Below are 15,829 nucleotides of genomic sequence, written 5' to 3' on the forward strand. Positions count from 1 at the left end.
ATAATTTACGCTACTATTCTGTAAAAGTAGAATTTGTATTTACTCATGGGAATGCATATCAGCTTCCCCTTCGTCAAACCTGTTTTTCAGAAAGAAAAATTCAGCAATAAAAATTAGAATAATAGAAGGAACCGCGACATAAATTATAAATATGTCAGTTTGAGATTTTACAATCAAGAAGGCAAGAAGAACAACAACATCAAGAATAATTGCTGTAATCAAAATAGCTGATTTTGCTTTTACTTCCTTTCTCAGATATCTCAAAACCCCCACATGAACGATTATATCCATGACCAGGTAGAAAATAGCACCCAAAGAAGCAATTCGGCTTAGGTCAAAGAATATGGTCAAGATAATTGCAATTACTACTATATATATCAGCATATGCCTTTGGATAGTTCCAGACATTCCAAGATGGCTATGGGGGATTAAATGCATATCTGTGAGCATTCCTGTCATCCGGGAAACTGCAAAAATACTGGCGATCACCCCGGAAACCGTTGCTATAATAGCAATTCCAACGGTAAAGATTAATCCAAAATCCCCGAACAGGGGCCGAGCAGCTTCCGCAAGCGAGTAATCTTTTGCTTCTATTATTTGAGTAATAGAAAGATTCGATCCTACAGCCAGAGCTACTAAAAAATAGATTACCACACAAGTTGATAAAGAAATTACTATGGCCCTACTAACATTTTTGTGAGGCTTTTCAATTTCACTCCCGCTATTGGTTATAGTAGTAAAACCTTTATATGCCAAAATAGATAAGGCAAGTGCAGCAACATAATCAACAATGCTGTTTTTGCGTTCTTCAGAAGGAACAGCCGCATCCAGATCCACCCCGGAAGCCCAAAGGGCTCCAGCTGCAAAAATAATTAAACCTCCAATTTTTAAAGCTGCCATATAAAGGGAGATTTTTCCAATTGCTTTATTTCCAAGAATATTTACAACAAAGGCTGTTATAAGCAATCCTACCCCTAAGGCTGGAACCCAGAAGCTTCTTTCCCCAGCATCAAATAGCTGCAAGGTGTAACTCCCAAATGTCCTGGCGACCAGGCTTTCATTAATAATCATAGAAAAGGCCATGAGCAAAGATGCGGCAGCTGTAATAGTTCCTTTGCCATACGCTTTTTGCAGGTACATAGCTATCCCTCCTGCTGAAGGATAAGCATTGGACATTTTAATATAAGAGTAGGCACTAAAACCGGAAATAATTCCTCCCAGGATAAAAGCATATGCAAAGTATTCCCCGGAGAGTTCGGCCACCTGCCCAAGGAGCGCAAAAATCCCTGCACCAATCATTACACCTGTTCCCATTGCCACCGCACCGGTAAGGGAAAGGCTGTTCTTTTTATATTCAGACATATAATTCTTTAAAAAAAATCAATCAACCTTCAATATAACTTCAAAAAAAGGAAATTCCGGGCTTTCATTTAATAAGCTGAATTCCTTTGACTATAAGTAGACCTGCATTTCCTCATTCTTCATCAGAACCGAAAAAAGTCCTTTCATTGAAATCCTCCTGGTTGTAAAAATTCCCTTGCGTATAACTGATTTCCTCCTTTTGTTTTGCGGAAAAAATTAGCAGAGTCTTCTTTTCATCTTCAATAGCGAGACTTTTTAAGTTTTTATAGGTGGGCAATGTTTTTAGTTTCTCAGCACTTACTTGTTCCTGAACAACAATTTTTTGTTTCTCTTGATTTAGTTCTGCTCTTCCTATGGGAATTAAAACATCCTTATCCTCTTTTACATTTATCTCTAATCCCACAACGAGGTATCTTATTCTTTTCTGGGTTTTGTCGAACAAAAAATCCTTCAGCTTTCCCACTCTTGTTCCAGTAGCATCAACTATCTGCCTTCCATAAATCCTGGAAAAATGATCATCAATTTTGTAGTCGCTGTTCTTAAGCTCTTCCAAATGTTCAAGTGGTGCAGAAATCTCATTAGGATCTCTTGAGGTACTTCTTTTTATATCCTGACCAACCTCATCATATTTCCACTTCTGTATCATTATTCTGTGTCTCGTCATATCTCAATTTTAAACGGGTTTAATTATTTCAACACATTTCATTTAAAACTAAACATTTTATTTTTCAAAGTAAAAATAGAATCCTTAATTTCCTTTTAAAATTCTAATCAGGGAGAAAGACATATTTTAGCCTTTGTAGTGTCTCTATTGAAGAATTTTTCGTGAAAATTAAATGATATTTACCAAGATTTTTTCACTTATTTTCCAATCTTTTTCTTCAGTAACTGCGCATTAATTGCAACAATAACTGTACTCAAACTCATAAACACGGCCCCAACGGCAGGTCCTAACACAAAACCTGTGGAATAAAGTACTCCGGCAGCTAATGGAATGGCTACAACGTTATAACCCGTTGCCCATACCAGGTTCTGAATCATCTTATCATAAGTAGCTTTTCCAAAAAGGATTAGATTGGCAATATCCTGAGGATTACTGTTGACCAGGATGATATCGGCAGTTTCTGCAGCCACATCTGTTCCCGAACCTACTGCAATACCAACGTTCGCCTGAGCCAAAGCCGGCGCATCATTAACCCCGTCACCGGTCATGGCCACAAATTCTCCCTTACTTTCCAATTCTTTAACTATTTCCACTTTTTGATGGGGTAAGACTTCTGCATAATATCCATCCAGACCGAGTTTGTCACTAACTGCTTTAGCGGTCCTCTCATTATCCCCTGTTGCCATAAAAACTTTAATATTGTTCTCTTTAAATATCCTGATGGCGTCTGCAGACTCGGGTCTAATCTCATCGGCAAGCGCGATATACCCGGCTAATTCACCGTTGATCAATACAAAAACCACAGTTTCGGCTGCATCGCTATAGGCATCTTCGGGGATGTTGATATTTTCATCCCGCAAGTATCCAGGACTTACTACTTTCACCTCTTTTCCCTCTACAGTGGCCTCGACTCCTTTGCCGGTAATGGCATTAAAGTTTTCTGGTTTTGGAATAGGGACTTTATCATCTTTTACTTTTTTGATGATCCCAACAGCAATAGGGTGTTCAGAACTCTGTTCTAACGCGCTGGAAAGCCTTAGAATCTCTTCCTTGGAGAATTTATCATTCACAGATTCGATACGGGTGACGCCGAAGTCCCCTTTAGTAAGGGTTCCGGTTTTATCAAAAAGTAAGGCGGTAATTTTTCGGGATTCTTCAAAAGCCGTTCGGTTACGAATTAACAATCCATTTTGGGCAGATACTGCTGTAGAAATTGCGACTACAAGTGGAATTGCCAGTCCTAGCGCATGGGGGCAGGCAATGACCATAACCGTCACCATTCTCTCAAGTGCGTACACAAAAGGAAAGCCTAAGATCAACCAAACCGCAAGAGTGCCAAAACCAATACCCAATGCTATGTAGGTCAACCATTTTGCGGCCCTGTCGGAAAGGTTTTGCATTTTGGATTTGGATTTTTGCGCTTCCTCCACCATAGTGATCACCTTATTGAGATAGCTATCCTTCCCGGTATGTTCGACTTTAGCCTTTAAGGATCCATTGCCGTTAATAGATCCACCAATTATTTTTTGATCTGTACTTTTCTTTACCGGTTTTGATTCCCCGGTAAGCATCGACTCATTCAGGTAGCTTTCACCCTCCACGATTATAGCATCTGCAGGCACTTTTTCACCAGGTTTAACAAGAATTATATCTCCTTTTTTTAGCGTATCCAGCTTTACATCTTCAATCTGATCTCCGTTTACCCGATGCGCTTCCGCAGGCATCATACTCACCAAAAGCTGTAAAGCTTTGGAAGCACCCAAAACAGATTTCATTTCAATCCAATGCCCTACCAGCATAATAGCAATAAGCGTAGCGAGTTCCCAGAAAAAGTCAACACCCTCGAGACCAAAGACCGTGGCAGAACTGTAGAGATAAGCCACTGTAATTGCCATAGAAATGAGGGTCATCATCCCTGGGGCAGCTTTTTTCACTTCAGACCAAAAGCCTTTCAAAAATGGCCAGCCTCCATAGAAGTAAACAACAGTCGAGAGGGCAAAAAGGATGTACTTATTTCCTGGTAGAAGATATTTGTACCCAAAGAAATCCTGGATCATTGGCGACAGAAAGAGGATTGGGATAGTTAAAACAAGAGTTACCCAAAAACGCTTCTTAAAATCTTCAATCATCATTTTATGGTGATCATGACCTGCATGGCCATGAGCGGGTTCATCATCGTCATGTTTCCCCCTGTCATGATCCATCATGTCCCGGTCCATCGCCTTATTGTGCCCATGTTTTGTTTTTTCAGCAAGGTCATCCTTTAAGTTAGCTTCTTCTTTTCTTGCTTCCCGCTTCGCTGAATTCTTTGACTCCTCCTTGTGTTCGTCGTGATGTTCCATAATTCCTGAATTTACTGGTTAATTTGTCTTAGTTTGGTTCGCATTGTTTCCGAAATATTTTCTGAATAGATACCGTATGCATCTACCAAAATCCCCCTGACCCCATAACGGGAAGAGATAGCAAATAATATACTGTTGTCATCTGTACTGCTCATTCCTTCAAATCTATATACTTCATTGACCAAAAAATCCTGTGGGTGTATCTCCAGCTTTAAAGAGGGGCACTCAAGACAGTGAGGCTTTAAATTAAAATCATATTTGTAACCTCTGGCCTGGAGGCCATTCACAGCTTCTGAAAGGGTGTCATAATTATTCATTTTCTTTTATTTATAAGTCATTGTAAAATAACTGTTGTCTTCTTCGATAAATTCTTGAAAGTTCAATAGACCTTGTCCATTTAATTTCTCGTTAACAGTATAATTTAGTTGCTTAATGCGAATCCCCCACGCATAGGTCTTAATATTGATCTTTGAATTAATAGTTTTTTTGTTGTCATTGAACTTTCGGTCATATATCTTTATAATACTTTTGGAACCAAAAAAATCGAGCAGTCCCGAATCAAAAGTCATTTCCAATTCTATATTTTCAAGGTTGTCCAAATCGTAAAGCCTTTTAAATTTTTCAGAGGTGGTATTAACCTTGGTCTGCCTTGATTTTGGGTTGGAAAACGGCAAAGCCATTATTATAATACTGGCTTCATCAGGCTTACAGAGATAGGTCGTGGTGTATTTATCGGTCAATTTTTTGTCTTTATCCAACAATTCTGTAACTACCTCAATTTCATAATATCCATTTTTCTTTATTGTTTCACCCGCTTCAAATATTTGTTTATTGAGAAAAGCACCTTTTTCATCAAAATTCTCACGAATGACCACTCTGCCTGAAATCTGCCCTATAAGCATTTCCGTTTGTCCAGTCATTGTGATGCTGAATAAGATAAATAGTACTATAAATCCTTGTTTTCTCATATATGGTGCATTAATTTCTTTACCTCTTTTGCAATAATATTGCTTAAATCTATGCCATTGGATGGATGCGGAATGGTATTGCAGGTAACTATCTTTTCTACTCCGGAATCCAATAAATCTTGATAGGCATTTCCTGAAAAAACGGCGTGAATGCCTACGCAGATAGGGGGTTTCATTCCTGCTTTTTTCAGATGTTGTACGGTTTCAATCATTGTTCGCGCGGTGGAAATAATATCATCTACCAAAATGGGTGTGGCATTCTTGTACTTATCCATATCAGGAACAGAGACTTCCACGTCACGGTCGCCGTGACGTACTTTCTGTAATACCGTAAAAGGTGCGCCAGCATTTTTAGCGACTTCGGAAACCCATTGTTCACTTTCCAAATCGGGCCCGATAAGTACCGGGTTTTTCATGTATTTCTTGATCCATTCTGAAATGGCATCAGCAGCGTGAATTACTTTATTTGGAATTTGATACACTTCTCCCAAAGAACTAATTCTATGCAAATGAGGGTCAACTGTGATAATGCTATCGGCAAAACCTGAAATCAATTTTCCAAAAAAACCGGAATTCACTCCTTCACCTTCATTAAATACTTTGTCCTGACGCATATACGCCAAATAGGGTGCTACCAAGCAGGTGCACATTGCTCCCAAGGATTTGGCTGTGTGGCTTAAAAAATATAGAGGCAGCAGTTTCTCGTCCGGTTCGTGCAAGGTGCATACCAGTACCACACATTTATCTTTAACATCAGATAATATACGCGTGTATGACTCCCCGTCAGGGAATTTACGCACGTTGGCTTTCCCTATTTCAGCATCCATTTTTTTTGCTAAAAGCTCTGTAAGTTTTTCATTTCCGGGAAGGCTAAATAATATTGTTTTCATAGCACGTTTAAATTATGGTTATGATGTCGTTATGGTTATTTTTATATTCCAATGCATAGTTAAGTTCGCCTTTGGATTCAGCATATAAAGTATATAGCAATTGATTCTTTTCTATTTGTTCTCCCAAATGGATATTTAATAGAATTCCTGCCGAAATAGATTGAGGTGCTCCTGAAAGCTTTGCGAGCTTCGCTATTTTTCTGTTATCAATTCTTTTTAAAATTCCGGATCTTTCGGCTGTAATTTCCATCTTATGAGGTGCTAAAACAGGTTTTGAAAAGCGTCCTTGTGCTTTGCAAATGGCCACAAATTTTTCATAAGCTTTTCCAGATTTGAGAATTTGACGTGCTGTTTCCAGTCCCTTTCCTTTTTCTTCTTTTCCAGAAAGCTCAAATAGTTCAGCGGCTAAAAGCAATGCTCTTTCTGTTAGGTCTTTAGGTGCATCAGCTTCATTTTTCAAAACTTTTAATATATCAATAGCTTCTAAAGTGGGACCGATACCCCTTCCAACAGGCTGCGTTCCATCAGTAACCACAGCTTTTGCCTTCAACCCAACAGCAGTGCCAACGGTTTCCATATGATTTTTTAATTTTAGAGCCATTTCAGTACTGCGAACCTTGGCGGTTTCACCAATTGGAATATCAATGACAACGTGAGTAGAACCTGCCGCCGCTTTTTTAGAAAGTACAGAAGCGATGAGCTGACCTTCACTATCGATATCCAAAGCTTTTTCAACTTTAATGAGCACATCGTCGGCAGGACTTAATTGCGCTGTACCTCCCCAGACAAAACATCCTCCTTCTTTTTCGACTACAGCTTTTATTTCTTCGGAAGAGAGCGTTACATTGGTCAATACTTCCATCGTATCTGCTGTACCAGCTGGTGAAGTGATGGCACGTGACGAAGTTTTAGGCATTGTAAGTCCATAAGCGGCAACAATAGCTACTACCAATGGGGTTGTTCTATTGCCTGGTAAACCACCAATACAATGTTTATCGACCACAATATCTTTACTCCAGTCCAACTGTCTTCCTGAAGCTATCATTGCTTTAGTAAGGTCGCATATCTCATCAATATCCATTCGGTCGCCCGCACAGGCTGTAATAAATGCCGATAGGTGAATGTTAGAATAATTGCCTTCTACGATATCGTTGATGATGTTGTTATAGGCTTTAAAATCCAGTTTTTGATTATAGATTTTAGCTCTTACGTGGCTTAACGATTCAATAGGCTCCAAATGGGAAACATACAGCATTTCATTTTGGGAAACATTCAGTTTTTTTGCTGCAGCATCCGAAAGGCCTATTTCATTTGGTAAAAGAAGGCCGGAACTCAAAACGTTCAAGCTTGCGACGATTGAGGTGGTTGCATTTGATATCCTGATCCTTGTTAGTGCTACAAACCCTTCAGAACTACAGACGTGGCAATCCTCACGCATATACACTACATATTCGTTTTGGGTGTAAATCCCGAGATGTTTATATTTTAGTATGTTTGAGTGTGGGTCCATTATTTTATTGATTGCTGGGATTTATTCTATTTCTTCGATGGTGTATAATTGCGGAATTTCTGTATTCCATCCATAGGTTTCCTTGATACCTTTTTGTAATGCTTCTGCACTTTCTTTTTCACCGTGGACAATGAATATACGTTCGGGCTTATTTTTAATGTCGCCCATCCATTCTATAAGTTCTGCGTGGTCTGCGTGTGCCGAGAGACCTTCAATTTCAGCGACCTGCATATTGAAAGGCACCCATATTCCATAGACTTTTAGTTCTTTCTCACCTTCCAACAGCTTTCTACCACGTGTGCCTTCAGCTTGATAGCCTACAAAAAGCAAGGTGTTATTTGGATTTTGTGCCTGTGTTTCAAGATAGTTGAGCATTCTTCCGCCTGTGAGCATTCCACTCCCTGCAATTACAATTTTTGGTCTGTTATCAGTTCTTAATTCCATTGTTTCGCGATAACTGCTAACAAGTGTAAAATGTGAACACATTTCGTCACATTCGTTGTCTTCCAATCTGTGCCAATCCCGAGTTCTATGAAACAGTTCCAATACGTTGGCACCCATTGGGCTATCCATAATCATTTGAACTTTAGGGATTTTGTTCTCCTTGAGTAATTTCCAAAAGATAAGCATCATTAGTTGGGCACGCTCTACCGAAAAACTGGGAATAAATAAGCTGCCACCTCTATTGATGGTATCGTTGATTAATTTTTCGATTTTTGGAAGCGCTTCTACTTCATCAGGATGAAACCTTCCTCCGTAAGTGGATTCAACGAAAAGTATATCCGCTTTTTTTGGTTTAAGGGGTGGATAGAGCAATAAATCATTGGTTCTACCAATGTCTCCAGAGAAGACAAAGCGTTTTCCATAAATATCCAACTCAATATAAGTTGCACCCAGAATATGCCCGCTGTACTGGAACCGAGCCCTGATACCATCAAATAACGGAATCCATTGTGCTTGTGGAATGCCCTTAAAATGCGGAATGGTTTTTTCTACATCCTTTAAATCGTAAAGCGGTTCTGCGAGACTGTGTTTGGAATAGCCTTCTTTATTGGCACGTTCTGCTTCCTGTTCCTGAATTTTTGCACTATCGTTCAATATGATTTTTGCAATGTCCAAAGTAGGATTCGTACCATAGATGGAACCATTGAAGCCTTGTTTCACCAACCTCGGCAGATAACCTGTATGGTCCATATGGCCGTGGGTGAGCAAAACAGCATCAATATTTGCAACATTAACAGGTGGGTACTCCCAGTTTTTAAGGCGTAATTCCTTTAGCCCTTGAAAAAGTCCGCAGTCTATGAGTATCTTTTTATCTCCTGTATCCACTAAATATTTTGAGCCGGTTACTGTACCTGCTGCCCCCAAAAAGTGAATGTTTATTTGATTAGTTTTCATCGGTTGTTCTAGGATTAGATTTTGCATAGTTCAAGTGAATCTTCCAGAATTCTTTTGTGTCGGGAGTTGGGAATCCCTACTTTATCCAACAAGTTCGGACTTTCGTGGAGTTCTTTACAGAGAACAATGCCTTCATCCAATAATTTTGTTTTCTCAGCTTTCGTTAAACTTGTTAAGGCTGTTAAGGGGTGCAATCCCGCCTGGTCAATTCTATCTTTGAGTCCACTCTCCTTTGGATAATCCCAACTGGTCATTAGCAGGCCAACACAATTGCCATAGTTTATGGCATCAGATGTAAAACGTGTATTGGTATATAAACCTCCTTTGTGGATTTTGTTCTGGTGACCCTTTTTACGTCTCCACTGTTTTTCCACATCTAAAAAACGGGAATGGATGTACAAAGGAATTTTTACATTGCAAAACCTGCCTTGATCACTATGGTATTTACATTCAATCATATAATGTTTTTCACCTTTTTGCGCTATCACATCCACTTCATGCTGAACGCAATTGCCTTGTACAATCACACCAACCTTTGTTTCAAATCCTTCGTGTGCCAATAATTTGCCTACCAACTTTTCAAATGGGAAGCCAGAAGGGCCTAATTCCATCAATGCCTTTTTAAGCTTGTATTTAAAGGCACTTACTCTCGATTTTGCCTTAAGCATTTTAAACGCTGCCTCATAGATCCTTTTAGTGGTCATCCCTTCTTCAAGCTGTTCATACACCTTATGAGCTATATCCTTAACAATAACCTCATTTGCTCCCGCCCGCCTAAGGGAATTGATGAGTTTTTCAATTTGGAAATCCTCATACTCACCCGAAGACTTTTTAACCAGGACTGATCTTTTCATAGTCACATTTTAATTGTCATAACGGGCAATTCAGAATGGTTGGTTACCTTTTCAACGGTGCTACTGGAGAAGAGACTTAAAAATCCCGTGCGCCCGTGCGTACACATGGCAATAAGATCCACATTTTTGTAGATCAAAAAATCATTTATTCCTTCCTCTACACCCGATTCGTTATAGACATTCATTGAGTAAGTTGTGAGCCCTGGGAAATTTTCAAGGAAATCTTTTATAGGTTGCAGACTCTTTTCAATACTATTATAATCTGTTGTAGTATTCACCTTTAATAAATGGATACGTGCATCACATTTTTCAGCAAGTGATTTTACGTGTTGAAATTCTTCTGTCACATCTTCTTTAAAATCTGAGACAAACAAAATGTCTTTAAAAGGAAAAGAAACATCCTTATCTTTAACTACGATGACAGGCACCTCGGCTTTTCTCACTATTTCTTCTACATTGCTTCCCAGTAATTCACGAATTCCTCCTTTTGTGCCACTACTACCGGTAACTATAAAATCATGTTCAAAATGACCGCAGTGGCTTAGGATGTTGCTTATTTCACCATTATATTCCAAAAAGGTTCTGCATTTAAGTCCAAGGCCCTCTGCTTTTTTTTCTAATTCTCTCAAATCTGCCTTCGCGCTGCCAATCTTTAATTTTGTTTCGGGGTATAGATCTTCCTTCTGTTTGTCCAGTCGAACCCAGTCAACCGGGGTTTTTACGTAATGGAAGAAATGGATTTCCGAATTGTAAAATTTAGCCATTTTGAGCCCCAGCTCCTCTGCTTTTTGACAATTTTCAGAAAAATTGGTAGGTACAAGTATATTGTTCATAATTTAAAATTATTAGTTATTTCACATTATCGTTTTTGGTATTTTTTATCTTAAATATATCCTGGACATCAGAAACATATATGAGACCATCACCACTTTTTCCTGTTTTGCCATTTTGACGAACGATGTCACAAATAGCCGCCACTTTACTGTCCTCACAGACGATTTCCAGTTTATAGATCTTGCTGTGGAGGAATGGTAGTTTGAGGGAAGGCCAATCTTCTCCAGGATCTGTGTAATCGCCGGTTCCTTCTCCCTCAAAGACTGTTAAACAGCAATGGCCCTCTCTCCTCAAGGAAGAAATCACCTCCTTAATTTTATTTGGCCGTATGAATGCTTTTATTTCTTTCATAACCTCTTATTTATTGTTATTGATAAATCATATTCCTAACGTGCGGTTGGTTTTAAGTATGGATACGTGCCCATCTTCTATGATACCTGTGAGTGCTCTTATCGCATCAATAGTTTCGGGGATTACAATAGCCTGGTTGTCTACCACATAGGCATAGAAGAGTTCGTCTCCCTGTACTTTCAACATATCCTCCCAAAGTGCAACTTCGTACATGTCCCCCAGGGTCTTCCCATATCCAGGAACATTTCTTTTATAGTATTGTTTGAAACCAAACCCTGCTCGTACCGAATCATCTTAATTCTTGTCGACGTTTTAAAAGCATTTAAAACTTCATCTTTTGAGGCCTTTTTTGTCAGTCGCACATTCCAGTAGTGCATATGGCTCAGGGTTTCAGGTACTTTTACTGCAGCAGTAATAACATCCAGTTCGGGATCTACACTTTGAGCATCGGGACCCTGATGACTGGGAATATCTTTTTCAGGAACCATTGTATTCATGATTCCCCCCATATGGCTTTCCCAGGGATCTGTTGCTCTTCGTAAAAGAGTACCGCGGGCACTTTGTAACAGATTTGCCCTTTTTAGAGCCGTAAGAGTTCTTAAAATGGAGGTGGTGTTGCACGAAACCACCCGCGTAGCATCTATGTTTAGAGCGGTTTGGTAATTGTTTTCGGCACTGAAGGAATGGCCCGCAGTTTCATGCTTTTCACCTCCTTGTACAATAAATTTTTTACCTTGACTTTTGTATCGTTCTACGTTTTTTGCGGCAACTTTTTTAGGGGTGCAATCCACAACCAGGTCCACCTGATCTAAAAGCTCTGTCATTCCGCCTTTAACGGAGAATCCGGCGTTTTTCATTTCCTTTTCTGCTTCTTGTGTCGCGCTGTAAATATTGTAGTTTTTTCTTACCGCATTTTCTATGCGCCAGTCACTTATGATATCACAAATGCCGGTTAACTCCATATCATGTTGTTTGTCAATGGCATCGGCAACTCTTTTGCCGATGACTCCATAACCTACTACTGCTATTTTTTTCATGACTTCCAATTTTTTAATTTGATCTTATTCCTTTGTTTCACATTACTTTCGTGTTTAAAGTAACCTGATTATGCTTTGGATGTACCAGGCGAGTGGCTTATCTCGATTAAAAGTGTATTTCAAGTAGATCCTTAATTACAAAAGCATTAAATGCAGCAGTATCCTTTAACCTTTTACTTGAGCATTATAAAATGCCGCTACACAAGCACCGATTAGCCAGCTTAAGATGAAAACCTGGATAATTCCAAAGAACACCTCCAGTACAGGCACATCCATTCTTATTATACTACTTGTGTCCAGTCCGTGTAAAAGACTGTTAAAGAACTTTACTGTTCCTTCCCGCCCCACTGTGGCCATCACCAGTACACACCCCACATAAAGGAGAGCTCCGGTAAGACCGAGTGCCAAACCAAATTTTTTTATGTTTAATCGATACATATTTTCAGATTTTAAAATTATTTATCCGATTCTAATAGCTTCTTTTGTTCTTCGAACTGTTCCTTCGAAATTTCGCCACGTGCAAATCGCTTTCTTAGGATGTCCAGTGGTTCTTCTCTTCTTGTTTTTTTTCCCCATTGTGTTGGTATCATGAAAACCCAGATAAGAAAAACTATCCAGATGAACCACCAGATGAGGTGCATTCCAAAAAATCCATCATAATTGTGCATGTCTTTATTTTTTTTGATGTTGGTTTGTTACTTGATCTTTGCTTTTTTTCTTTAAATTCTCATCGGTTAACCCGTGAGTATGATCTCCATGCCGCATAGGCATCATTAGATGTATGGCAAACATTATGATGATAAATGTGAAAAGCCAGACATCACCACCCAATCCAATTGATGGGGCCAAAAAGATGAGCAAAAGAGGTAAAACACATCCGATGATCATCCATAACCAGTGATTTTTCATTTTAATTTATTTTAATGATTAAACAATTACTTCATAGAGTATATTATAAGTTAACAAAAAAGATGTTTTAAAAACATGATATTGCTCAATTCTGCCCAACATTCAATACTCTTTGTTGACTGTATAGGTTATTTTCTCATCTATTTATCTTTAGTTTTGTTGATATTGAATCACTTTAGTTGATTTATTGGAAATTGTAAAAGATTGTTTCTTAAATTGAATTTTTATGTCGGATTCAACTTCATCCAGAGGCTCTATTCGACAACTATTGGCCGAAAAGTTTAACTGTAACCATACACCTCTATAATTGATCTTCATACTGAGGGAATTTATCTCTTTGGGTAATTGGGGATTTAGCCAAAGCACATCATTTCGGATCTCCAAACCTGTAAAACACCTTTGTACAATATCTATGGTACCTGCCATAGCGCCCAGATGTATACCCTCGGGTGTGGTGCCGCCCTGCACATCTTCAAAATCACTAACAAGTGCCTCTCTGAAACAATGCCAAGCACATTTACGATCGGATCTGGCCACAACCCAGGAGCGAACTATTCGGCTAAGAGTAGAACCATCTGAGGTTCGGGTAGCATAATAGTTAATATTATCAGGAATGTTGGATGTATTGAAATCATACCCTAAACCTTTAAATAGCTGTACTAATTGTTCAGAAGAAAAAAGATAAAAGAGCATAAGCACATCTGCCTGCTTTGAAGCCTTGTAGCGATTAACAGAGTCACCCTCGGCATCTAATATTCGGTCAAGCCGGTGAATATCGCTGTACCTTTTTCGATAGACTTCCCAGTCGAAATCCTCCAACCGTTCATAGCCTTCAAACTGGGCGATGATCCCTTTTTCAATAAATGGAATAAATAATTTGCTTCCCATTTCTTTCCACTTTTCCAACTCCCTGTCATCCAACTGCAGCTCTTGTTTTAAGACTTCCCGACGGGTAATTCCAATTAAATCAAATGCTTTAAGGGTATGGGAAAAAAGCCAGGAAGCCATGACATTGGTGTAGGCATTGTTATTTATTCCTGGGCTATCATTTCCAGGATAGGCGGTATGAAATTCGTCGGGGCCTACTACTCCTTTTATTTCGTAGCGCTTTTTTAAATCGCACCAGCTGGCCAGTTCAGCAAAGAGACGAGCGATTTCAATTAACATCTCAGCACCGTAAAATTTCATGAAGTTTTTATCTGCCGTCACTTCATAATATTGCCAGATATTATAAGCTATAGAGAGATTAACATGACGCTGGAGGTATGTATTGTCTGGAACCCATTGTCCAGATTTCGGGTTTAAATGAACCACCTGGCTTTCTTCCCGTCCATTGCTTCCGCTTTGCCAGGGGAACATAGCTCCATCATAACCTTCCCTTTTAGCGAGTTTTTTAGCTTCTTCTAAGCGTTTATATCGATAGAGGAGCAGGGAACGGGTAAGGTCAGGTAGGCGGTAATTAAGAATTGGGAATATGAATAACTCATCCCAGAAAATATGGCCACGATAAGCCTCTCCATGCCAACCTCGCGCCGGTAATCCAACATCCCGACCAATGGTAAGTTTAGAAGCCGTTTGAAGCAAATGAAAAATATGTAATCTGAGGAGGAGCTGAGAGTTTCCCGATGCATTGACGAAAATATCAAACTTGTTCCACAATCTTTTCCAGGCTTCAGAATGTCTTCTTTTTACAACAGAAAAATCTGCCTGACCATTTACTTGCTTCAAAGCATCGTTGAGCGGTTCACTTATTGCATCGTCTTTGGAGGTAAAAAGGGACACCGTTTTTTCTATAGAAACTTGTTCTCCCAGAGTCACGTGAAAAGTGAATATTTCACCAATTACCTCTTTTCCCCGAAAAAACTTTCGTATTACATCCAGCTTTTGAGTTTTAGAAAAAATAACGCATTTAGCTGCCTGAGCCATATAGAGGAGGGATTGATTCGTTTGAACCAGAATGTAAATGGCATTTTCTGCTTCTCCTTTTTTAATTATTTTTAGATGCTGATTCTTTAAAGGTTTATATCGTTTTACGCCCTCATTTTTTGTTGATCCGTCAAGGGTAGAGCGTACTTCTACCATTCCGGACCAGTTTACCGGCACAAAATCCCATTTTATGGCGGCAAGGTGAGGATTATCCATACTTACCAGTCTTGTACTGATAATCCTTGTTTCCCGCTGTTGTTCATCGATGAAGTGCATCTCCCTTCTCAGGATACCTGCAGAGATATCAAGTTCCTGAACATAATTCAAGACCTGTAATTTTTCTAACTGAAACCAATTCTTATCTCCTTCCAGCCTGAAGCTAAGGTGCAGCCAGTTAGGCCAATTAACCAGATCTTCATTTTCAATGGTCTTTCCTGCTATTTGTGATTTAAGCCTGTTGTAACCACCTGCCAGGTAGGTGCCCGGGTAATGAGTGCCATCAGCTTCTGATTCTTCTGCTGCTCCCCTGGTGGCGAAATAGCCATTGCCAAGGGTACAAAGGGCTTCCCGGAGTCCCTCTTCTTCTTTTCTTAAACCGTGATATTCCAGTTTCGAGTTTTGCATGGCTACTATTTTTTTGATGATCTTCATGAAAATGTAGGACACATCTTTTTATTTTTTCTTAGCTGTCAACTTCTATTTTACAAAATGACCATCTGGTTACTACTACCATTTTAGGTCATGTTTATATTCTTTCTAAAGTTGAAATTCCAATTATGTCTTT

General features: G+C 39.3%; 17 protein-coding genes. All 17 read right to left on the minus strand.

Annotated features, from left to right (window positions below):
- Nucleotides 1-39: 39 nt before the first annotated feature.
- The 17 genes from JRG66_RS02605 to JRG66_RS02685 all read right to left on the minus strand — a co-directional run bounded on the left by JRG66_RS02605 (nt 40) and on the right by JRG66_RS02685 (nt 15,711).
- On the minus strand, nt 40-1,362 hold the full coding sequence (locus JRG66_RS02605; protein WP_189602885.1) for an APC family permease: 1,323 nt from the start codon (nt 1,360-1,362) through the stop codon (nt 40-42).
- Between the two features lie 112 nt (nt 1,363-1,474).
- Nucleotides 1,475-2,026: a PRC-barrel domain-containing protein gene (locus JRG66_RS02610; RefSeq protein ID WP_189602884.1), complete on the minus strand. Its 552-nt coding sequence runs from the start codon at nt 2,024-2,026 to the stop codon at nt 1,475-1,477.
- Between the two features lie 197 nt (nt 2,027-2,223).
- A complete protein-coding gene (locus JRG66_RS02615; protein WP_189602883.1) occupies nt 2,224-4,368 on the minus strand; it encodes a copper-translocating P-type ATPase in 2,145 nt (714 codons plus the stop codon).
- Nucleotides 4,369-4,379: 11 nt separating this feature from the next.
- Nucleotides 4,380-4,685 (minus strand): phosphoribosylpyrophosphate synthetase, encoded by a 306-nt coding sequence (locus JRG66_RS02620; protein ID WP_189602882.1) that lies wholly within the window; start codon nt 4,683-4,685, stop codon nt 4,380-4,382.
- Between the two features lie 6 nt (nt 4,686-4,691).
- Entirely contained in the window at nt 4,692-5,336 is a 645-nt protein-coding gene (locus JRG66_RS02625; RefSeq protein ID WP_189602881.1) for a hypothetical protein, read from the minus strand.
- The gene (locus tag JRG66_RS02630) at nt 5,333-6,226 is read right to left on the minus strand and encodes a ribose-phosphate pyrophosphokinase (protein ID WP_265164191.1); all 894 of its coding nucleotides are present in this window, start codon (nt 6,224-6,226) and stop codon (nt 5,333-5,335) included. Before JRG66_RS02630 ends, JRG66_RS02625 begins: the two co-directional genes overlap by 4 nt.
- A gap of 7 nt (nt 6,227-6,233) precedes the next feature.
- Nucleotides 6,234-7,736, minus strand: a complete 1,503-nt coding sequence (locus JRG66_RS02635; RefSeq protein ID WP_189602879.1) for a thymidine phosphorylase family protein — start codon at nt 7,734-7,736, stop codon at nt 6,234-6,236.
- 21 nt (nt 7,737-7,757) lie between these two features.
- Nucleotides 7,758-9,134: an MBL fold metallo-hydrolase RNA specificity domain-containing protein gene (locus JRG66_RS02640; RefSeq protein WP_189602878.1), complete on the minus strand. Its 1,377-nt coding sequence runs from the start codon at nt 9,132-9,134 to the stop codon at nt 7,758-7,760.
- A gap of 14 nt (nt 9,135-9,148) precedes the next feature.
- Nucleotides 9,149-9,988, minus strand: coding sequence for an ATP cone domain-containing protein (locus JRG66_RS02645; RefSeq protein WP_189602877.1), 840 nt, complete (start codon nt 9,986-9,988; stop codon nt 9,149-9,151).
- A 2-nt stretch (nt 9,989-9,990) separates the two neighbouring features.
- Nucleotides 9,991-10,821, minus strand: a complete 831-nt coding sequence (locus JRG66_RS02650; protein ID WP_189602876.1) for a universal stress protein — start codon at nt 10,819-10,821, stop codon at nt 9,991-9,993.
- Between the two features lie 16 nt (nt 10,822-10,837).
- Entirely contained in the window at nt 10,838-11,173 is a 336-nt protein-coding gene (locus JRG66_RS02655; RefSeq protein WP_189602875.1) for a P-II family nitrogen regulator, read from the minus strand.
- 27 nt (nt 11,174-11,200) lie between these two features.
- Nucleotides 11,201-11,386 carry a hypothetical protein gene (locus JRG66_RS02660; RefSeq protein ID WP_265164192.1) on the minus strand — a complete coding sequence of 62 codons (186 nt, stop codon included), beginning with the start codon at nt 11,384-11,386 and terminating at the stop codon, nt 11,201-11,203.
- Nucleotides 11,353-12,210, minus strand: a complete 858-nt coding sequence (locus tag JRG66_RS02665; RefSeq protein WP_265164193.1) for a type II glyceraldehyde-3-phosphate dehydrogenase — start codon at nt 12,208-12,210, stop codon at nt 11,353-11,355. Before JRG66_RS02665 ends, JRG66_RS02660 begins: the two co-directional genes overlap by 34 nt.
- A gap of 165 nt (nt 12,211-12,375) precedes the next feature.
- A complete protein-coding gene (locus tag JRG66_RS02670; RefSeq protein ID WP_189602873.1) occupies nt 12,376-12,648 on the minus strand; it encodes a DUF5676 family membrane protein in 273 nt (90 codons plus the stop codon).
- A gap of 17 nt (nt 12,649-12,665) precedes the next feature.
- Nucleotides 12,666-12,878, minus strand: coding sequence for an SHOCT domain-containing protein (locus tag JRG66_RS02675; protein WP_189602872.1), 213 nt, complete (start codon nt 12,876-12,878; stop codon nt 12,666-12,668).
- Nucleotides 12,879-12,882: 4 nt separating this feature from the next.
- Complete coding sequence (locus JRG66_RS02680; protein WP_189602871.1) at nt 12,883-13,119, minus strand: hypothetical protein; 237 nt, start codon at nt 13,117-13,119, stop codon at nt 12,883-12,885.
- 150 nt (nt 13,120-13,269) lie between these two features.
- Nucleotides 13,270-15,711, minus strand: coding sequence for a glycoside hydrolase family 65 protein (locus JRG66_RS02685; protein WP_189602870.1), 2,442 nt, complete (start codon nt 15,709-15,711; stop codon nt 13,270-13,272).
- Nucleotides 15,712-15,829: the final 118 nt, after the last annotated feature.

It is taken from the genome of Salinimicrobium tongyeongense (assembly GCF_026109735.1).
Taxonomy (GTDB): Bacteria; Bacteroidota; Bacteroidia; order Flavobacteriales; family Flavobacteriaceae; genus Salinimicrobium; species Salinimicrobium tongyeongense.